The organism is Candidatus Eisenbacteria bacterium (genome assembly GCA_013140805.1).
In the GTDB taxonomy this organism is placed as follows: Bacteria; Eisenbacteria; RBG-16-71-46; order RBG-16-71-46; family RBG-16-71-46; genus JABFRW01.
This window is the reverse complement of record JABFRW010000199.1, coordinates 1-20,848: the sequence shown is the minus strand read 5'-3', so window position 1 is coordinate 20,848 and position 20,848 is coordinate 1. Positions and strand designations below refer to the sequence as shown.

At 67.8% G+C, this 20,848-nt stretch carries 12 protein-coding genes; 10 read left to right on the top strand and 2 right to left on the bottom strand.

Features of this window, described 5'->3' with window-relative positions:
- Window positions 1-2: 2 nt before the first annotated feature.
- From HOP12_15240 to HOP12_15205, 8 genes are all read left to right on the top strand, one after another.
- Complete coding sequence (locus HOP12_15240; protein ID NOT35499.1) at window positions 3-2,504, top strand: hypothetical protein; 2,502 nt, start codon at window positions 3-5, stop codon at window positions 2,502-2,504.
- 2 nt (window positions 2,505-2,506) lie between these two features.
- Entirely contained in the window at window positions 2,507-3,511 is a 1,005-nt protein-coding gene (locus HOP12_15235; protein ID NOT35498.1) for a hypothetical protein, read from the top strand.
- A gap of 7 nt (window positions 3,512-3,518) precedes the next feature.
- Complete coding sequence (locus HOP12_15230) at window positions 3,519-4,556, top strand: asparaginase (protein NOT35497.1); 1,038 nt, start codon at window positions 3,519-3,521, stop codon at window positions 4,554-4,556.
- Window positions 4,557-4,663: 107 nt separating this feature from the next.
- On the top strand, window positions 4,664-6,568 hold the full coding sequence (locus HOP12_15225; GenBank protein NOT35496.1) for a S8 family serine peptidase: 1,905 nt from the start codon (window positions 4,664-4,666) through the stop codon (window positions 6,566-6,568).
- 38 nt (window positions 6,569-6,606) lie between these two features.
- Window positions 6,607-7,992 (top strand): insulinase family protein, encoded by a 1,386-nt coding sequence (locus HOP12_15220; protein NOT35495.1) that lies wholly within the window; start codon window positions 6,607-6,609, stop codon window positions 7,990-7,992.
- Window positions 7,989-10,178: an insulinase family protein gene (locus tag HOP12_15215; protein NOT35494.1), complete on the top strand. Its 2,190-nt coding sequence runs from the start codon at window positions 7,989-7,991 to the stop codon at window positions 10,176-10,178. The genes HOP12_15220 and HOP12_15215 overlap by 4 nt, the downstream gene beginning before the upstream one ends.
- A 48-nt stretch (window positions 10,179-10,226) precedes the next feature.
- The gene (locus HOP12_15210; protein NOT35493.1) at window positions 10,227-13,094 is read left to right on the top strand and encodes a pyruvate, phosphate dikinase; all 2,868 of its coding nucleotides are present in this window, start codon (window positions 10,227-10,229) and stop codon (window positions 13,092-13,094) included.
- On the top strand, window positions 13,091-13,864 hold the full coding sequence (locus tag HOP12_15205; GenBank protein ID NOT35492.1) for a glycosyltransferase family 2 protein: 774 nt from the start codon (window positions 13,091-13,093) through the stop codon (window positions 13,862-13,864). Before HOP12_15210 ends, HOP12_15205 begins: the two co-directional genes overlap by 4 nt.
- Here the strand turns inward: HOP12_15205 and HOP12_15200 are convergent.
- Window positions 13,861-16,338, bottom strand: a complete 2,478-nt coding sequence (locus HOP12_15200; GenBank protein NOT35491.1) for a T9SS type A sorting domain-containing protein — start codon at window positions 16,336-16,338, stop codon at window positions 13,861-13,863. The genes HOP12_15205 and HOP12_15200 overlap by 4 nt on opposite strands.
- A 210-nt stretch (window positions 16,339-16,548) precedes the next feature.
- Here HOP12_15200 and HOP12_15195 point away from each other — a divergent pair, with 210 nt between their 5' ends.
- A complete protein-coding gene (locus HOP12_15195) occupies window positions 16,549-17,466 on the top strand; it encodes a CDP-alcohol phosphatidyltransferase family protein (GenBank protein NOT35490.1) in 918 nt (305 codons plus the stop codon).
- A complete protein-coding gene (locus HOP12_15190) occupies window positions 17,444-17,962 on the top strand; it encodes a DUF4388 domain-containing protein (GenBank protein ID NOT35489.1) in 519 nt (172 codons plus the stop codon). The genes HOP12_15195 and HOP12_15190 overlap by 23 nt, the downstream gene beginning before the upstream one ends.
- Before the next feature lie 22 nt (window positions 17,963-17,984).
- Here HOP12_15190 and HOP12_15185 read toward each other — a convergent pair.
- A partial coding sequence (locus HOP12_15185) for a hypothetical protein (protein ID NOT35488.1) occupies window positions 17,985-20,848 on the bottom strand: 2,864 nt, incomplete at its 5' end.

Below are 20,848 nucleotides of genomic sequence, written 5' to 3'. Positions count from 1 at the left end.
GAATGAACCGCAATACGTCGCAGGTTCGATCCCGACTCGTCTACCTGGCGGCAGCCGTCACCGGGTTGTTCGTGCTCGCGGGTTGTTCCAAGGGGGTCGAGAAGACCTTCATCGAAAATCAGGCGCCGGTGGTGCGGCTCACGCAGGCTCCGGTGACGCCGCAGAATCGTGAAGACTACGCCTACCGCATGAACTGGGTGGGCTACGACCCCGACGGTCGCATCGATCACTTCGTCTATGCGATCGATCCGCCGAACGTCGACCTGCCCGATTCGAGTTGGACGAACACGACGCTCAACGAACAGTTGTTCTTCTTCAAGGCGAGCGTACCGGACGAGCCGATCAATCCGATCTCGGCCAGCTCCGCGGACTATCACGTTTTCGCGATCCGCGCGGTCGACGATCAAGGGCGCCAGTCCGAGACCGCATTCCGCGCGTTCTTCTCGGTGACCGCGTGCCCGCAGATCGTGATCCGTTCGCCGCGCCCGTCGCTCGACGAGCCGATCCTCACCCCGGCCACCACGATCACCTGGGGCGGCATCGATCCCGACGGTCTCACCGGCAAGCCGGTCTACTACCGATTCCGCCTGTTCTCGCGCCGCAACGGCGACTTCCCGGGCATTCCGGATTTCATTCGCTTCGCGACGACGCCGGCGAGCCCGAACTCGCCCGGAACCACCGATTCGTTCCGCCGACTCTACGCCCCGACGTTCGGGCCGAGCGCACACTGCCCGACCTGCACGCGCTGGGACTCGGTGCCGGGCGACACCACCCAGGCGAAGTTCACGAACCTCATTCCCCAGGAGCAGTACCTGTTCGTCGTCACCGGCTTCGATGATGCCGGCGCCTACGATCCGGTCTGGACGCGTCTCCGCAACCTGCTTCAGTTCGTGGTCGGCTATGCGGGCCAGAAGGGTCCGCGCATCCGAATGTTCAACGAGTTCTTCGACTACGAGTATCTGGTGCCGGGATATTTCAGCAATCCCGAACGCGAGGTCCTCATCGAGGTGCCGTCGGATCTTCCGGTCACCATCAACTGGATCGCGACGCCGCCACCCGGCGCTGACATGCGCCGCTATCGCTGGGTCATGGACCTCGAGGACCTGCAGGACGAAACGCAGCGTTCCGGGCCGAACGACTGGTATCACTGGAGCGCGTACAGCCTGAACACGACGAGCGCAACGGTGGGACCGTTCACGGTCAACGGAGAGGTGCACCGATTCTTCATCGAAGCCGAGGACAACAACGGCTTGAAGAGTCTCGGCATCGTCCGATTCACCGTGGTGCGCGGCACGTTCGTCGGGGACACGCTCGAGAACGAGGGCAATCGCTACGCGGACGTGCTGTTCGTGAAGGACACGCGCTACTCGGTCGATCGCTACAACGGCACGAACCTCATCACTCCGGTCGGTTCATGGCCGACCTCGGCAGAGCTCGACTCCTTCTTCTTCGCGCGGGGCAACTTCCCGTGGAAGAAGTATCCGAGCGGATCGATCAGCCGCCCGGGCATTTTCCATGGCTACCTCTGGGACACACTTGGTACCCGGGGCATTCAGACGGGCGTGGTGCCGCTGTCGCGACTCAGCAAGTTCAAATCGGTGATCTGGTACACGGACGCCGGTGGAGCGAGTCTGCTCGCGCTGCCGACCGACACTCGATTCCCGACCACCTCACTGCGCTTCATGAGCAGTCCCGGCCAGGCCAGCACACTCTCGATCTATGCACGCCAGGGCGGGCAGGTGTGGTTGTTCGGTGGCGGTGCGGCGACCGCGATCATGAATCCGTGGAATCGCGGCCCCGCGGAGACCTACACCGACCCCGAGACCAATGGAAACGAAGGCGAGCTCATGCCAGGACGTTTCATGTTCGACTTCGTCCACTGGCGCAACGGGTTGTTGCTGACCACCGCCGGCGGAGCGCGTCAAGTGGTCGACGAGTTCAACGGCACCAGCGCATCACGTGGCTGGGCGGGTGCGCCGGACTACAGCCGCACGCCTTTCCTGCTCCAGGCCCGCCGGGTGGCGGAGCCGACCGATGCGCCGCCGCCGCTGCGCTTCGGGGACGCGGACTGGTATCAGACCTTCTACTTCACTGAACTGATCCACGTCCCGACCTTCATTCGCGAGGACGTGAACGGCGCGTTGCCGGGGGGCGAGGAGTCGACGCTCGACACGCTCTATTACGCGACCGGCGGGGCCTCGGGCTTCCGTCGGCCGGTGATGACCTACTACCACGGCCTCGACTTCCCGGCGTTCGGCCAGTCGCGAGCGAAGATCGTGTTCTCGGGCTTCCCGCTCTGGTACTTCAGCCGTCCACAGGCGATGCAGCTGGGAGACTTCGTGCTGCAGGACCTGTTCGGGCACGTTCGTGATGCGAGTGCAGATCGCTCCTTCCCGATCGCGCCGACCGGCGGCGCCGCGAGCGCCACCAGCGGAGCCGCGAATCGCGGCGGACCCGGCAACACATCGGCGACACGCGCAGCTCGCAACGGACGGGAGCGATAGGAATGAATTCGAGCACGACGCGGTCTTCCGGCCGCGGCCAGGTCGTCGTGGGTGGGTTCGTGGTTGCGCTCGTGTTCGCCCTCTCGACTTCGGGGGCGGCGCGCGCGCAGAACGTGACGGGATTTCCGAACATTCCGGTGTGGGCGAATGCCGGCGCCGCTACCGGTTCTGCAGGTGCGGACAGTCTGCGGTCGCGGGCGCGCACCAACACGCTGCGGTGGCTGCGTGACCCCGACGCGGAAGCCCGTTCTGATTTCGGCGGCTACCGGATCTATCGCGTGCAGAACACCCTCGATTCGACGCGAATGGTGCTGCTGCGGCGCGTCTCCAAGCAGCCCGAGGATTCGCTCTTCCTGTGGCATCTGCCGAGCATCACCAGCGCCACGCCGCTGGATCAGCGGGTCGCAACCTACGTCGATCCCGACTCGAGCGGAGCGTTCGTGAAGCGTTGCCGGCGAGTCGACGAGTTCGGGCGCTGCCTGTCGCTGGGCGATTCGATCTTCGTTCTGGTTCCGCCGCCGGGCCCGCACGACGGATTCCGGACCTGGTACGCGATCACCTATGAGAAGCGAAACGGGCTCGACAACGAGTTCATCGATCTGTTCGTCAAGGATCCGGCGTGCGTGAATCCCGACACCTCGCTGTGCCTGAACCTCAATCACAAGTTTCAGAATGTCACCGGCCCGCCGGTCGAGGCGACGCCCGGCCCGCGCGCAAACCTCGAGGGCGTGAGTGTCGTTCCGAATCCGTTCCGCGGGGGCGAGGCGTGGGATCTGCCCGGTCAGAACGAAGTGCACTTCGTCAACCTGCCCTCGAGCGCGAAGATTCGCATCTACACCGCTGCAGGTGACCTCGTGCGCGAACTGCTCCACAACGACAACGTGCGCGACTACGAGATCTGGGATCTGAAGAATGCGAGCGGACTCGACGTGGTCTCCGGTATCTACTTGTTTCGCGTCGATGCCGGAATTTTTTCCGCACAGGATCGATTCGTGGTGATCCGCTAGAGGCGCCGTGGTGTTCGAACTCGAAGTCATTGCGTGGCGGGGTTCCATTGCGGAATCCCGCCATCGCGTTGAAGTGGCGATCGCCGACGCGCGCGGCCAGTCGCTCGGGGGCACCGCGCAGCTCAACCGCCACACCACCATGCGCTCGTGCGCCAAGCCGTTTCAGCTCGTGCCGCTGGTCGTGCGCGGGCACGCGGATCGGCTCGGACTTGGCGACGAAGACCTGGCGATCATGGCCGCCAGTCACTCGGGCGGGCGCATGCACGTCGAGCGGGTGCAGCGATTGCTCGATCGCATCGGTCTCGGCGCCGAGGCGCTGGCGTGCGGCTGGCACGAGCCGCTGGATTCCGAAATGCTCGCCGAAGTGCGGAAGCATCCGGAGCTTCGCTCGCCGCTCCAGCACAACTGTTCGGGCAAGCATGCCGGCATGCTGGCACTCGCGCTCGCCGAGGGCTGGCCGATCGCGGGCTACGAGCATGCGGAGCATCCGGTGCAGCGTCTGATGCGCGAGACCGTCGCCGAGTGGGCGGGTCTGCGCGCTCCCGATCTCGAGATCGCGATCGACGGATGCAGCGCGACGGTGTTCGCGCTGCCCCTGTCGGCGATCGCGACCGCATACGCACGGCTGGCCGGCGCGCGCCTCGACGGTGCGGCGGGCGAGCGAGCACTCGCACGCATCCGCAACGCCATGGCCGCCCACCCCCGACTGACCGCGGGGGCGGGGCGCTTCAGCACCGATCTGATGGAAGCGACCCGCGGCGAGCTGATCTCCAAAGTCGGAGCGGAGGGGCTCGAGTCGGTCGCCTGCCCGGCACGCGCACACGGACTCGCGGTGCGGGTCGAGGACGGAGCGAATCGCGCCACTCCGCCGGCGTGTCTCGCGGTGCTGGAGCAGCTCGGCTGGCTCGACGAGGCGGCGCGCTCGGCGCTGGAATCGCACCGCCGGGTCCCGATCGACAATGCGGCGGGACTGCGGGTCGGCGTACTCGACGTGGAGTTGCGTACCCTGCCGGCGGCGGTCACGCCGGAGCGGAATTTCGCATAGGTCGGACGCCGGCGGTCCAGCACCCCGTGCTATCCTTCCCGCCGCAATTCCGTGCCCCGATGTCGCTCGTGACCTCCCGATTCCCAGCGCCCTGGAAGCCTCGAACCATGCGCCGTGGCCTGCCGTCCTGCGCCGTTTTCGTCGCGTTGCTCGCACTCGCGGGCGCCGCGCGGGCTTCGGAAGCGCCGCGCCTCAGGGTTTCGACCGCGCCTTCGATCTCGCGCTCCGCGAGCCTCGCAAGGCTCGATGCCCGGCTGCTCGACGAGGCGCTGGCTCCGAGTGGCGTGACGCTTCCGGTGTGGGTCGAGTTCGTCGACAAGGGTGAGTCCGGCGACCCCGGCGAGCTCGCCCGCCGCCTCAGCGACGCGCGTGCCCGGCTCTCGCCGCGAGCACTGGCCCGACGACTTCGCGCGCACTTGAATCCGCTCGTCGACTACGCCGACCTGCCGGTCCACGCGCCCTACCTGGCGCAACTTGCCGAGCACGCGGTGCCGGTGCTCGGGTGGTCGCGATGGATGAACTCGGCAGCCGTGAGGATCCCGGGCGAGCGCCTGCTCGAACTGGCAGCGCTGCCGGCCGTCGCGCGCGTACGCGCCAGCGATCCACTGTGGCTCGCCGCGCGGGTGCCGGCCGGCGCCGAGCTCGTCGTGGACGTCGACGCGTCCGGTCCGCCGCCGGCGCGCGTGCGCGGAGCCGGCGGGCTCGCGGGCTGCACCGGATGCGAGGGTGTGGACTACGGCACCACGTTCGCGCAACTCGAGCGCATTCGCCTGCCGGCGCTGCATGACTCGGGATACACCGGGGCGGGAGTGCTGATCTGCGTGCTCGACGACGGCTTCAATTACTTCGACAAACACGAAGCGACCCGCGATCACGTGATCGCGCTCGACCATCAACGTGACTTCGTGCGCGGACAGTGGGGCGTTCAGGACACCAGCTTCAGCCACGTCGGATTCGCACACGGGAGCTGGACGTTCGGATCGATCGCGGGCCGCAAGTTCGGCACCTACGTCGGCGCCGCGTTCGATGCCTCGTTCGCGCTCGCCCGCACCGAGAACACCGCCGGCGAACGGCCGATCGAAATGGCGTTCTGGGGGCTCGGTGCGGAATGGGCCGACAGCCTCGGCGCTGACATCATCTCGTCGTCGCTCGGCTACTTCCAGTTCGACAGCGCCGCGGCGAACTACGTCTACGCCGACATGGACGGACGCACCACGATCGTCTCGAGAGCCGCCGAGATCGCGGCCTCCAAGGGCATCCTCATCGTGAACGCGGTCGGCAATGAAGGACAGACACCGTGGGGGCGCCTGATCGCACCGTCGGACGTGAACGGAGACAGCCTGATCGCGGTGGGGGCGGTCGATGCAAGCGGTCAGGTCGCGGCCTTCTCGTCTTACGGCCCGAGCGCCGACGATCGAATCAAGCCCGAGGTGTGCGCGCACGGGGTGTCGAATCGACTCATCGCAACCACCGGCAACCCGAACGCCTACACGAACCTGAGTGGCACTTCGTTCGCGGCGCCGCTGATTGCGGGAGCTGCCGCATGCCTGATGCAGGCGCGCCCGGCGTGGACACCGCGTGACGTCGCGCGGGCACTGCGATCGACCGCCTCGCATCCGCAATCGCCGGACGCCCGCTGTGGCTACGGCATCGCGAACGCGGTCGCGGCTCTGAACTACGACCCGACGACCGGGATTCCGATCGCACCGCGACCATCGAACCTGATCGCGTTGCGCGGCGCCCATCCGCACCGAGCCGACGATGGCGCGGTGCAGTGGACGCTGATGGCGGCTCCGCGGGCCGAAGCGGGCGAACGCGTGCGCGTGAGGGTGAGCGACGCGCTCGGACGCGCCGTCATCACCGTGCACGATGCGCCGCGGTGCCTGCAGGCGCTTCCGATCACCTGGGACGGCCGCGACGCCGCCGGCCGGCCAGTGCCCTCAGGACTCTATTTCGTAGTCGTCGAGACCGCGCGTGATCAGGTCACGCAGCGGCTCGTGATGCTGCGCTGAACGGACATTCACTCGCTTCGAGGAAGGAAGTGTCGCACATGAAGGTTCGAGCTTTGAGAACCGGCCTCGCGTCGTTCGCGGTCGTGGTGGCCCTCACGGGCTCCGCGGTGGCGTCGCGCGGCGCCGAGGTTCCGAACATTCCCGGGGAGCGCGAACTGGTGGTGTTGCGCAATGGGACGCGCGTGCTGCTGTGCCGCGACACCACCTCGAGCATGGTGGACCTTGCGGTGTGGTACGACGCCGGGATTCGCCGCGAGCCACTCGAGCGGGCCGGACTCGCCGCGGTGTGCCAGCGCCTGATGTTCGCGGGCTCGCCCCGATTTCCCGCGGGAGAGCACTTGCGGCGCGTCGGAGCGATGGGTGGCGATGTCGGAGCGCTGGTCGCGGGTGATTACGCGTGCTACTTCCAGACCGTGCCGGAGAGCGGGCTCGAAATCGTGATGCAGCTCGAAGCGGACCGCATGGGCACCGTGCCGATCGACGCGGCGCATCTGGAGCTGGCGCGTCAGGCGCTTCGCATCGAGCGTCGTCAGCCGGCGGCCGCCGCTCCGCTGGCGCTCGGATTGCGCGCGTTGTACGGCTCCGCATTCCTTCAGCACCCGTACCGCCATCCGGTACTGGCCGACGATGCCGCCGTTGCAGCGCTGACCGTCAAAGAAGTCCAGGAGTGGTACCGCACGCACTACGCGCCGCGCCGCGCACTGATCACGATCGTCGGTCGGTTCGATCGCGCGCGTGCACTCGCGCTGGCGCATCAGTATTTCGAGCCGCTGCGCTCGAGCGCAGGAGCAGAACCCAAGGCGCCCGCGCCGGACCCGGAGCCGAACGCCGAGCGGCGCTCGCGACAGTCGATCAACGTTCCGTTTCACGTCGTGCTGCTCGGCTGGCGCGGACCCGGCGCGGGTGATCCCGACCTCGCGCCTCTGCTGGTGATCTCACAAGTCCTGAGCGGTCGCGATCAAGGTCGTCTCGAGCACGGACTCAAGGCACGGCTGGCAAGCGTTTTCATGACCGGCGGCGACTTCGAGGTGCGCAAGGATGCGTCGATGCTGTTCTGCGCGATCGGCATCGACCAGGCGGGTGACAGCGCGCGCGCCGAGCACGAGCTGGTCGCCGAGGTCGAACGCATCGGTCGCGACGGCGTGAACGCCGACGAACTCGATCGCGCGAAGCGCTCGATCGAGTCCCGCCTGGTGTTCGATTGGCTGCCGGTCCGCACGCGCGCGCTGGCGCTGGCGGGCTCGGAGTTCTTCAATGGCGACGCGGCACTGGTTGCGCGTGACCTCGAGCGCGTGCTCGAGGTCACGACCGCCGACGTGCAGCGCGCGTCCGATCGCTGGCTCCATGGGAGGCGTCGCAACGTGGCATGGCTCTACCCGGCCGCACCCTCGTCACGACCGAGCGCTCCGCGAGGTGGACAATGATTCCGCAGAGAGCGAATTCGAATCGCGGATCGGTCGTGACCGAAACGCGGGCCATGGGGCTGGTGCTTGTGCTGTTCGGTGCGCTTGCACCCGGAGTTGCGCCCGCGGCGCCGGCGAAAGCACCCGCGACGGCGTCGGTCGCATCGAACTGGCGCCCGCCTGCGCCCGTGCTGCGAACGCTCGATAACGGTCTCACGGTCGCGGTGTTCGTGGATCACCGGTTGCCCGTGGTTCAGGTGCAGCTCGTGGTCCCGGCCGGGACCGACCAGGAGTCGAACCTCGAGTCCGGTGCCGCGCACCTGGTCGCCGAAGGCCTCACCCTTGGCACCATCACGCGCAGCTCGGAGAACTTCGCCGCCGAGGCCGCGCGCATCGGTGGGCGGTTCGGCGCCACCGCGAGCCGCGAATACGTTGCGCTCAGCGGCGGCTTCCTGGCTTCGGGGCTCTCGGCAGGTGTCGAGCTGCTCGCGGATGCCGCGCGCCAGCCGACGCTGCTCGAGGAACAGATCGAGTCCGTGAAGGATCGCGTGCTCGGCAATCTGGTGCGGGCACGCGGTGATGCGAGCGCACTCTCGCACGACCACGCGCGGGCACTCGGGTGGGGCGCGCAGGCGGTCGGACATCCCGATCAGGGCGTGATTCGCACCGTCGAGCGTCTCAGCGCCGCACAGCTGAGAGACTTCCACCGCCGCTGCTATCGCCCCGACCGTGCGTTGCTGGCGGTGGCCGGTGACGTCGACCCGGCGGAGGTCTTTCGACTTGCCGAGGAGCATTTCGGAAGCTGGGCAGGACGATCGCCGGACCCCGGCACGATCGCCCCTGCGCCGGGTGAGAAGTTGCGAATTCGGTTGATCGACGCCGACACGCGCGGCAATGCCGAGCTTGCCATGGTGCTGCCGGGCCCCGCGCACCGGGACGCCGATGCGGCGCCTCTGATGCTCGCGGCCGCACGATTCGAAGAGCAGCAGCGGGGCGCTGCTCGACTTCGTTCGGTGGCATCCCCGCGACTGGATTACGAGCGTTCGCGTGTCGGAGGACTCACGGTCGTGACGGGTTCCACCGCGGTCGATTCAGTTCCGCGCGCGATCCGCGCGCTTCGCTCGGTGATTCAGTCGCTCGGCACGACGACGGAATCCGACGTGCGCGCGCTACGTGAGCGCCTCCGCGGTGAGTCTCAGATGGCGCTCGACACGCCGGGCGGCTGGATCGCCCAGTGGGCCGCGACGCGCGTCCACGGCGGCACCGAGGCCGAGTACTCGGCCTCGGTCGAGCGTTGGAGCCGGATCGGAACGGAGGACGTGAGACGGGCCGTCGACAAGTGGTGGAAGCGCCCGGGCGGCTGGCTGGTGGTGGTGGGTCCGGCGGCCCGGCTGCGCGCGCCACTCGAGGCGCTCGGTGTCGTCGAGGTGGTCTCGGCCGACGAGCCGACCGTTGGCGTGCCGACGTTGCCGTCCGAGAATCTGGCGCCGCCATCGCCGGGCGAACTGGCGGAGGGGCGACGTCTGATCACCGAAGCGGTCGCCGCGCACGGCGGCCGTTCGGCGCTCGAGCGCATCAAGGACACGATTCTCGAGGGCAGCATCCGCCTGGCGCTCGATGGTGACCAGCAGCTGGGAACCTTTCGCGAGGTGCGACTGCCGCCCGATCACTACCTGCAGGCGACCCTGGTCCAGAACGTTCCGGTGCACCAGGCGCTCGATGGTACGAGCGGGTGGCTGCGGGGTGGCGGGCTCGGCGACTCGGTGCTCACCGCTCCCGAGCCGATGCTGGCCGAGATGCGCGCGAATCAGCGCGGCGACTTTCTGAGTATTCTGCGCGCGTGCTCGGACCCGGCCGCGCGAACGGCCGGGCGCGGCAAGGAACACTTCGGCGCGCTCGAGGTCGACGTCGTCGAAGTGATCCATCCGGAACGAGGTCGGTTCGTGCTATTCCTCGATGGTGGCAATCATCGGGTTCTGGCCGCGGACGAGACTCGAACCTATGAGGGTCAGTCCGTGATCGTGCGGCATCGCTACGGGGACCTGCGGAAGACCGGCGACGTGACCTGGCCCTACTACGAGGACCGCTCGGTCCAGGGCGAACTGGTGCTGGTCCTGCAGCTGTCCAGTCTGCGCATCAATTCGGGAGTCGACGCGTCGGTGTTCGCGCGGCCTCGATCGGGGACTCGGATTTCGGGCATTCGCTGATTCGGTCCGGCCGCGGCCCGGACGATCTCGTTCTCGGAGGCACCGGTGATGGGGAAGTCGTCCGAACATCGAGCCGACGGCGCCGGCGACTCCGACGCGACGAGCGATGTGTTCTCGTTCGGAGAGGGGCGCGCCGACGGTGACGCGAAGCGCCGGGATGTGCTGGGCGGCAAGGGGGCAGGTCTCGCCGAGATGACGAATGCCGGCATTCCGGTGCCGCCGGGATTCACGATCTCGACCGCCGTGTGTCGCCATTGGTATTCGAGCGCTCAGCGCCTTCCGGAGGGTTACGAGGCGCGCGAGGCAACCGCCCTTGCGCTGCTCGAGCGACGCATGGGGCGCCGCCTCGGCGATGCGACGGATCCACTGCTGGTCTCGGTGCGTTCGGGCGCACGGTACTCGATGCCGGGCATGATGGACACGATTCTCAATCTGGGGCTCACCGATCGCTCCGTCACGGGGCTCGCCGGGCGCGCCGACAATCCGCGTTTCGCCTGGGACTGCTACCGACGCTTCATCCAGATGTTCGCTTCGGTGGTCCTGGGAGTCGAAAAGCATGCGTTCGAAGCGCTGATCCGCGCGCACAAGCAGCGCCGCCGCATTGCGCTCGACTCGGAGCTCGGGGCACTCGACTGGAGCCGGCTCGTGACCGCGTTCAAGGCGCTGGTGAAGCGTCGAACCGGACGCGAGTTCCCGCAGGATCCGTACGTCCAGCTCGCGCTCGCTCGTGACGCTGTGTTCCGGTCATGGAACAACGATCGCGCGATCTACTACCGCCGCCAGAATCAAATCTCCGACGAGATCGGAACCGCGGTCACCGTTCAGGCGATGGTGTTCGGCAATCTCGGGGAGAGCTCCGGCACGGGGGTGGGCTTCACGCGCAATCCCGCGACCGGTGAGCGCGTGTTCTACGGCGAGTACCTGACGAATGCACAGGGCGAAGACGTGGTCGCGGGAATTCGCACCCCGCGCCCGATCGCCGAACTCCAGGAACAGATGCCGGAGGTATTCACGCAGCTTCGCGACATCACCGCACGGCTCGAGACGCACTACCGCGACGTCCAGGATTTCGAGTTCACGATCGAGGACGGACGGCTGTTCCTGCTGCAGACCCGCATCGGGAAGCGCACCGCGCAGGCGGCGGTTCGGATCGCCGTCGAGATGGTGGCCGAGGGGACGATTTCGCGGGCCGAGGCGCTGATGAGGGTCGAGCCGACGAGCCTCGATCAGCTCCTGCATCCGCGGCTCGACGAGAAGGCCCGCTTTCGAGTGCTCGCGACCGGTCTCGCCGCTTCGCCGGGTGCCGCGGTGGGACGCGCGGTGTTCGACGCCGATCTCGCGGTCGAACGCAGCCGCCGCGAGAAGGTGATCCTGGTGCGCCGCGAGACCACGCCCGACGACATTCACGGCATGGATGCCGCGGCCGGCGTACTCACCTCGACCGGCGGTCTCACGTCGCACGCGGCAGTCGTGGCGCGAGGGATGGGCAAGCCCTGCGTGTGCGGCGCCACCTCGGTGGTCGTCGACGACCGGACGCGTTCACTCGTGGCGGGAGGCGTCACGATCCGCGAGGGCGAGTGGCTCACGATCGACGGCGCCACCGGACGCGTGATCGCAGGGCAGGTTCGCACGCTCGACGCGCAGCTGAGCCGCGAGTTCGAAACGCTCATGACATGGGCCGACGCGGCGCGGCGTCTCAAGGTGCGCTCGAACGCCGACATCCCGCGCGATGCTCGAAAGGCGCGTGCGTTCGGCGCCGAGGGCATCGGACTGTGCCGGACCGAACACATGTTCTTCGCCGAGGATCGCCTGCCTCACGTGGTCGCGATGATTCTGGCGGCTCCCGAGGCCAAGCAGTGCCGCGAACAGCTCGCCGCTCAACGGGCCGCGCTCGCGGGCGCCGATCCGACGTCGGCGAAGCTGCTGCGAAAGCAGCTCGCGGTGCTCGAACGGCGGGCACGGCCGGCGCTGACGCGGTATCGAACCGCACTCGCCAGGCTGTTGCCGCATCAGCGTGCCGATTTTCGCGGTTTGTTCACGGCGATGGACGGTTACCCGGTCACGATTCGAACGCTCGATCCGCCGCTGCACGAGTTCCTTCCGAAGCGTGAGGAACTGATGACCGAGGTCGCGGTGCTGCGCCACGACTGGGAGCGCGCCGGACGGCGCGCGAAGCAAGCAGCCAAACCCGCGAAGCTGCGTCGCCTCGAGACCTTGCTGCGCCGCGTCGAGGAGTTGCACGAGTTCAATCCGATGCTCGGCCATCGCGGGTGCCGGCTCGGCATCACCTATCCCGAGATCACCGAGATGCAGGTGCGCGCGATCTTCGAAGGTGCTTGCGACGCGGCTCGGAAGGGCGTCGTCGTGCGACCGGAGATCATGATCCCGCTGGTCGGGCACGCGAACGAACTGAGCGATCAGGCGGCGATCGTTCGACGGGTTGCAGCCGAAGTGATGGCGAAGAAGCAGATGCGAATCGAGTACCAGCTCGGCACCATGATCGAAGTGCCACGCGCCGCGGTCACGGCCGATCGCATCGCCGTCGAGGCGGAGTTTTTCTCGTTCGGGACCAACGATCTCACCCAGCTCACCTTCGGTTTCTCTCGCGACGACGCCGGCAAGTACCTGCCCGAGTACGGCACGCGCCGCATCCTGCCGGCCGATCCGTTCGTCACGCTTGACGTGGAAGGGGTCGGCGCACTGATCCAGTGGGCGGTCGAACGAGGTCGCGCGACGCGTCCGGAGCTCAAAGTCGGAATCTGCGGTGAGCACGGCGGCGATCCCGCGACCGTCGAGTTCTGCCACCGGGCCGGACTCGACTACGTCTCGTGTTCGCCGTTTCGGGTACCGATCGCGCGCCTCGCCGCCGCTCAGGCAGCGGTGCGGGGACAGGCGACCGGAAGCGACGGGCGTTGACGCGCGCGCGCGTCGCGATCGTGATTCCGGCGCTCGACGAAGAGAGCGTGCTGCCCGGAGTACTCGCCGAGTTGAACCTCGAGCTGGAACGCACGTCGGCAGGACGTGACTGGGACCTTGCGGCGCTGATCGTGGTCGACAACGGATCCCGCGATCGGACCGCGGCGGTCGCCGGAGCGGGTGGAGCCACGGTCGTGCTGGAGCCGCGCCGCGGCTATGGCGCTGCGTGCCTCGCGGGACTCGCGCGGCTTGCGGCGAACCCGCCCGACATCGTGGCGTTCATGGACGCGGATGGCAGCGACGATCCGCGCGAACTGTCGCAGCTCGTCGCGCCGATCATCGCCGGACGAGCAGCGCTCGTGATCGGCTCACGCGTGATCGGCACGGTCGAGCCCGGAGCGCTGACTGTCGTTCAACGCTTCGGCAACCGACTCGCCTCGTGGCTGTTGCGCTCGCTGTTCGGCGTGCAGGTCAGTGATCTCGGGCCGTTTCGGGCGATCGAGTGGTCGGCCCTGGAGCGGCTCGCGATGCGCGACCGGGACTACGGCTGGACGGTCGAAATGCAGGCGCGCGCGGCGCGTACCGGGATCGAAATGCTCGAAGTCGCGGCGAGTTGGCGCCGTCGCCGGGGCGGCGAATCGAAGGTCAGCGGTACCGTGCGCGGTGTGTTCGGCGCGGGCTCGAAGATCCTCACGACGATCGTACGAGTACGGCTCGAACGGGCGGACACGCATGAGACGCGTCCGCCCGACTCGACGACGAGCGGCTAGGGAACCAGCACCACGCGACGCAACAGCTTCGAGCCCTCGGTGCTGAGCCGCAGTGTGTAGATGCCGGCAGGCCAACTGCGCGTACCGCTCACCCGCACCTGATGCGGACCCGCGCCCATGGCGCCGACGTCGTGCGAGGCCATCCGGCGTCCACTCAAGTCGAACACCTCGAGACGGGCGGGGCGGTCGGTGGCCAGTGTGAAGTGCACCTCGAGTGTGCTTGCGGTGGTCGGGTTCGGTCGTGCACCCGCGAGCTCGAGCTGCCAGCCCGGCACTCGCACCTCGATCTCGCTGCCCATCAGGGCGGCATTCGTCCGGTCGACCAGCCGATAGGTCGCCAGGGCTCCCGCGGGGGGCGAGCGGTCGATCCACTGGGCGCGGCCCGAAAGGATCGTGACCTCGCCGAGAGTCTGCCACGCCTTGTTGCTCGTGCGGCGTTCGGCGAGCGCACCGAATACTTCGCCGGACAGCTGCCAGAGTACTTCGACTTCGCCGGGTCCGGTGCTGACGACCGTGCCGGACGCGACGACGGACGTCGGGCCGCTTGCGGCCGCCGTCGCCACCGCGCCGAGATTCTGATGAACGTCGACGGCGCGCACCTTGTACCAGTCGCCGGCCGAGCCGCCGCCGTCGTCGAACTGCAGCTGCTGAGTGAACCCGACCAGCGCTGCGGCGTCGGCTTCGAACAGCGGAGTATCGCCACGATAGACTCGGTACTCGTGCACGTCGGGGGCGTTCGAAGCCGCCCAGCTCAACCGCACCGCCGCTCCCACGTCGTTCGCCGCGAGGGCTCCGGGGGCCGAAGGCGAGAGATTGTCGACCGAGTAGGTGCTGTCGACCGGCGAGTCGTAGAAAACGTCGACACTGGCAGTACGCGCCGTCACGAAGAACGCCGAGTAGGGGTTGCTGCCCGGCAGCGAGTCCTGAGTCGTCGCGGCCGTGTAGCCATAGCCGGCCAGCCGCTGAGCCGGAAGCGTTGCGAGTGCTTCCCAGTAAACGAGCTGAGTTCCATTCGCGGTTTCGACCCGCTCGACGCGAATCTGCGGCCTCTCACCCTTCTCTCCGGCACGCATCGCGGCTTCGGCCGCGAATTCGGGGACGCGGCGCCACACGACGTACGAGTTCACGGCGCCGCTGGTCACATCGAGGCTGCTGCGACCCCAGGTGAGGAACACCTTTCCACCCTGGTCATTCGGTACGTCACCCAATCCGGCCAACTGCGGCGCACGCGGATCGGACAGGCACTCGCCGTGCAGCACGAAGAAGTTGTTCGAGGTGTACATCGGCGTGATGACGTCGAGCATCGAGCCGCCGTCGAAGTCGCCGATCTCCGCGCGCGCCGGGGCGAACTCGAAGTTCAGCATGCGCTCCGGATCGAAGGTACCGTCGCCGTGCCCGCGCAGTGAGGTGACATAGTTGACGGTCAGGTGATTGCTGACCACGCCCACCACGTCCGGGAACCCGTCCTGATCGACGTCGGCAACCTGAACACTCACGGCATTACCGGGCGCGAGGAATGTCGCCGCCGCGAAGGTGCCGTTGCCGACACCGCCGACTCCGAGGCCCCGCAGCAACCAGATCCCACCGTTGGCGGTGCTGGCGACCAGCAAATCGGTGATGCCATCCATGTTCGTGTCGCCGGTCGTCACCCAGATCGGCTCAGGGCCGGCCGGCAGATGCAGCACGTTGGTGAACGAACCGTCTCCGAGTCCGCGGAAGATTTCGACCTTGCCCGAGTAGTAGCCGCACACCGCGAGATCGGTGTGGCCGTCTTCGTCGAAGTCACCCGCCGCGATGCCATTCGGACGATCGAGCGCGGTGTACAGCACCGCGGGGTCGAACGTGCCGTCGCCGACGCCCGAACCGCCACGGCCCAACAGGATCGCGAGCTTGTTCGAAGCGTTGAGCGTGACTGCCAGGTCGAGGATCCCGTCGTGATTGAAGTCGCGAGCCACCAGTTCGTGCGGCCCGCCCGGAAGCGGAATCTGCACCGAGGAGGCGAATGTGCCGTTGCCGACGCCGCTCGCGCCGAGACCGCGAATCAAAGAGACCTGTCCGCTCCCGTAGTTCGCGACCGCGAGGTCTGCGATCCCGTCCTCGAAGAAGTCGCCGGAGGCGATGCCGAACGGGTTGGTGCCCGGCAGGATCGACTGGGCGGGACTGAAGGAGCCGTTACCGACGCCACCGGATCCCTGGCCGAGATAGATCCGCACGTTGCTCGCGGACGGCACGCCCGAGAACCATCCGCTGATCGTCATCGCGAAGTCGCGAATTCCGTCGTTGTTGAAATCCCCGAGCACGATGCCGGCGGGATTGGCTCCGACCGTCACCGCCGGACCGGGCACGAACCAGCTGGCAGAGGTGCACTGGGCGTGGGTCGTGCGCGAGCCGACGACGAGCGCCATCGCGGTCGCGAAAACGCCGAGCAGGCGCGGCGACGCGGCGATTTGAGCGGCGAATTTCGAACCATGCATGAGGCGGCCCTCGATGGAAGTTGGACGTCTGAAATGGCCTCGGAAGTCTACGAGTACCTCCACGCAGCCTCAAGAGTTATCGGCCTGCCCGCCGCTCCAATCGCGCGGGTTTCGAGCCGGCATTCGGGTTGCCGCTCGAGGCCCAGGGCGCGGGTTTTGCCGTCGGCGCACCAACCCCTATCCTGCCCGGCCACCACCGGGGAGGCCGACTTGTTCGTCGAGGAACACCTGCGGGAGCTGAGGAGTCAGCGTTTTGCGCCCGCCGCACTGGTTGCCTACGCCCGCCAGGTGGGGGCGATCGCGCGCCACAACATGGTCGCGAATCCCGGCGCGGTGCGATCGGTGTGGGTGGCCGGGCTCGCGTTCTTCGCCGCCGCCTTCGTGGCCGCGGTGGCGATGGCAGTCGCCTACGATCGAGCACTCGCGTACGACTTCCTGCTGCAGACCTCCTTCGGGGTGCTGCCCGCCTGCGCGCTCGTCAGCCTCGGCATCGGCCAGCTGCGCAATCGCGAGGGCTACACGCTGTCGGCGATCAACGTGCCGATCGCGCTCACCATGCTGCGACTCGCGCTCACCCCGGCGCTGGTGCTGTTCCTGCTCGACGGGCACGCCGCGCTCGCGCTCGTCACGTTCGTGGTGGTGGGTCTCACCGACGTGGCGGACGGGTGGCTCGCGCGCCGCTGGAATCAGGAAACCCAACTCGGTCGCATGATCGACCCCGTGGTCGACATCGTGAGCAATCTCGCGCTGTTCCTGGCACTGCTCGCGTCGCACACCCTCCCGATCTGGGTGGCCAGTTGGGCGATCGCCCGCTATGCGGTGCTGCTGATCGGCGGGAGCTACCTCTATCTGTTCGTAGGGCCGGTCCGCATTCACCCGACCGTCTTCGGTCGTGCCACCGGGATCGTGATGGCGGCGCTGGTGGGGCTGGTGCTGCTGCTGCGCACCTTCGAAGGTCGCACGGCCGAGATCCTGCGACCACTCACCGAGGTCGCCCTCGGCGTGTTGCTTGCCGCCACCGTGATCCATGCGGTGGTGCTGGGCTGGTACAACCTGCGGTTGCTGACGGGCCGCGCGCGCGAAGCGAGCGGAAGGGTGGTCGGCGATGTCCGATACGGTCCCCGCTAGCATTCTCGACGGCAACCTCGCGCACTTCCACCTGCCGGAGGTGCTGCAATTGCTGCGGCTGGCGCGCGCCACCGGACGCCTCGATCTGGATCGCGCCGGAGAGCACGCCAGCGTCTGGGTCGAGAACGGCCAGCCGGTGTTCGCGCGCACCAGCGGTGGCGCGGTGCGGCTCGGTGATCTGCTGGTGCATCGCCGCAGCGTGTCGCGCGAAGCGCTCGAGCTGCTGCTTTCGATTCAACGCGAGCAGCCGGGGCGGCGCCTCGGCGAGATGCTGGTCGCCGCCGGCGCGACGACTTCGGACGAAGTGCGCGCGGCGCTTCAGGACATGATGCGGCGCGTGGTGTTCGGATTGCTGCTGTGGCGCGAAGGTCACTTCGCGTTCTCGATCGGCGACCGGACGCTGAGTCCCGAGATTCGACTCGATCTCGACCTCGAGCGGCTGATCCTCGAGGGCCTGCGACTCGCCGACGAATCGGGGCGTGCGGACCCGGCCTGAACGAGGCGGCACGGGAACGCGCCTAGAAACGCACCACGCGCGCGGTCTCGATGCGGGTTCCGATGCGAGCCTTCACCAGGTAGAGCCCGGCCGCGACCGCGCGCCCATCCCGATCGCGTCCATCCCAATCGAGCGTCTGCGTGCCGGCCAGCATCACCCGGTCGGCGAGGCGCGCGATCTCGCGTCCGGCAACGTCGTGCACCGACACCCGAACCGGGGTGGCGGCACCGAGCGAGAATCGCAGGTGCGTGACGGCGGCGCGCGCGAGCGGGTTCGGCCACGCCGCGAGCGCCAGGTGGGTGCGCGTGCCGCTCGATTCGGTGACGCTCGGCTGGGCGATGAAGCGATAGCTCTTCATCTGTTGAGTCGCGAGCGAGTCCTCGATCCCGCCGCCGAGCACCACCGCGGGGCCGATCGGAGTCTCGATGTGAGTCACGCGAGACGCAACCGCGATGCCCTGCGGTGCGACGTCGAGCCGCAAAGCACGCGGCGAGTCGGCGAGGTTCCACACCCGTGCGATCACGCCCTGAGCGATGCCTTCCTCGACTGGCTTGAGCGCCCACAGCAGCAGATTCGGATCGCTGATCTGGATCAACGAGAACGTCGTGTCCGGATACGGCGAGCCGAGCGCACCGAGCACCGGTGCGGCGACCAGCGGATTCTGGTGCTCGAGCGAGAATCGCATCGCCGCCGCCGGATCCCAGGCCCCGTGCGCGCGAAACGCGTAGCGGTTCAGGAATGCGGTGTCGCCGCCCTGATTCGAGATGCCGCCGGAGCCGTCGATCTGCATGCCGACCACGGCGTCGATGCGCGGCGTGGCGGCGTCGAGCGTGGTGATGGTGCTGTTGCCGGCCTGGAAGTACGGACTGTCCCAGTTCGAGACCGTGACGCCGCGGGCCGGAAGCGAGAGGTCGACGAAGTGATTGAACGTGAGGTAGTCGGTGCGAGCATCCTCGTCGGCGTAGTCGCCGCCCTGCGACTGCCGCGCGACGCGCGCGATCATGCCGACCTCTTCGTGCCGCATGGTGGCTCCGCCGAGCGCAAACGTCGAGCGATAGGTCCGCGTGTCGCCGAAGTTCTGCGTCACCCTGCCCTCGACCGCGACGCGGTCGATCCCGCGGTAGAGCGTGACGCGCGTCTCGTGTGCCGGCGAGCCGCCGGCCGAAACCCGAATCGTCGCAGAGACCGCGCCGGACGATTCGAGCGCGACCGAGCCATTGCCGGTGCCGAAGTCGTGCAATGCCTGACCCGACGCCACCAGCTCCCGATTCGCGTCCGCGTGGTCGACGAGGCTCGTGATCTGACCGCGGCTCCCGAGCGTCACCGCGTAGCGACCGTTGTCGAGCGTTGCGGAAGCGAAGGTGGCGGCCGGAGTGAAGGTCGTGCCGGCTCCGGCCCGCACTTCGTAGGTGCGATAGCCGACCGCCGGCACCGCGGAAGCCAGCACGCGAAGGCGCGGCACGCCGTCGACCACGATCTCCTGGCTCGGGACCTGAAGCCCGGTCGTGACGTCGACCACGTGCCGCGGAGCCGCGGTCGACGGGGTGAGATCGACGGCGTCGTCGCGCACCCATGAGAGCGGGTTGAACACCACGTGTCGCTCGGCACCGGAATCATTCTTCACCAGCTCGCCGAGTCGCACGAGCGCGGCGGTGTGCAGCGCGTTGACATAGCGCGTGATCATGGACTCGATGCGGCGCTGCCACGTCACGCGCTGGGATTCGCTGACCGACGGCCCGCCCTCCCAGGAATGTTCGTAGTAGAGGCCCAGGCACATCATGGCGCTGTCGCGGTCGGCCGCGCGTCCGGCGAGGATCGACGGATCGTGCAGCGCCACCAGCGTGACGAGCGCCTCGGCGGTACGGAGCTTCTCGAGCGCTCGGCGCGCACGCGCCGTCACCTCCGCCAGTCCGGCGGTACGGAGATCCCACTCGTTGCCGAACGAAGCGCCGAAGGAGTTGAGCGTGGATCCGTAGTTCGCTTCGAAGTCCTCGAAGAAGTCGATCTGGTTCGAAACGATCACGCGTTCGTTCGCGTTCGACTGCGTGAGCGAGGCCTGCACGAATGCGTTGGTGGTGCTCTCGGCGTCATCCCAGCCGTAGCCGAATGCGCCCGCGACGTCGTACGGCCAGCGCGTGAGGAACTCCGGATCGGTGCGCATGGTGTTGAGGCTCGCAATCGGATTGCGGGCCTCGGCATAACCACCGAGCACCTGGCTCGAGCCCGGACTGAGCATCGAGTTCCACTTCATCAGCACGGATTGCCCGTCCTTGCCGGTGAAGTGATAGACGTCGCGCGACCGGTCCCATGCATTGATCTGGGAGCTGCAATCGCAGATGCCCTTCCAGCTGTAGCGCGCGCCGCAGCCCGCCCACAGCGACGCCACGCCACCGGGCAGGGTCTGATTCTCCATCGGGATCACCAGTCGAAAGCGCAGGTTTTCGCGACGCTCGAGTCGACCGGCGTAGGCAAAACTTCGAATCACGGCCTCGGCCGGCATCGCACCGTAGAGCTGCACGCAGGTGTTGAGCGGCATCGTGATGCTGCCGGCTCGCAGGTGACCGATCAGCCGCTGAAAGTCGGCCGGTGTGCGCGAGACCTCGTATTCGCTCACCCACACGCTGCCGTCGGTGTTGAAGCGCCCGCGCGAATCGGACGGATAGCTCGCCGTGGTCTCGGCCTGAGTCATGTAGTAGTCGAGCATGCGGCCGAACGCACCGCGGTAGAACGCGCTCGATCCGCTCCACTCGTAGTCGGTGTGATCGTCGTTTGCGAGGTAATAGCGCCTGGGGCCCGCGAGTGCCGCGGCTCCGCGGTCGCCGAGCGCGGGAGCGCCGACCCGCGCGGGTGCCGGCGTGGGCACCGCACCGCCGTCGTCATGCGAGC

Bases quoted from the DNA above. Each gene is read 5' to 3' on its own strand.
- HOP12_15240 (NOT35499.1), top strand. From the start codon at position 3: ATGAACCGCAATACGTCGCAGGTTCGATCCCGACTCGTCTACCTGGCG.
- HOP12_15235 (NOT35498.1), top strand. From the start codon at position 2,507: ATGAATTCGAGCACGACGCGGTCTTCCGGCCGCGGCCAGGTCGTCGTG.
- HOP12_15225 (NOT35496.1), top strand. From the start codon at position 4,664: ATGCGCCGTGGCCTGCCGTCCTGCGCCGTTTTCGTCGCGTTGCTCGCA.
- HOP12_15220 (NOT35495.1), top strand. From the start codon at position 6,607: ATGAAGGTTCGAGCTTTGAGAACCGGCCTCGCGTCGTTCGCGGTCGTG.
- HOP12_15215 (NOT35494.1), top strand. From the start codon at position 7,989: ATGATTCCGCAGAGAGCGAATTCGAATCGCGGATCGGTCGTGACCGAA.
- HOP12_15210 (NOT35493.1), top strand. From the start codon at position 10,227: ATGGGGAAGTCGTCCGAACATCGAGCCGACGGCGCCGGCGACTCCGAC.
- HOP12_15200 (NOT35491.1), bottom strand. From the start codon at position 16,338: ATGCATGGTTCGAAATTCGCCGCTCAAATCGCCGCGTCGCCGCGCCTG.
- HOP12_15190 (NOT35489.1), top strand. From the start codon at position 17,444: ATGTCCGATACGGTCCCCGCTAGCATTCTCGACGGCAACCTCGCGCAC.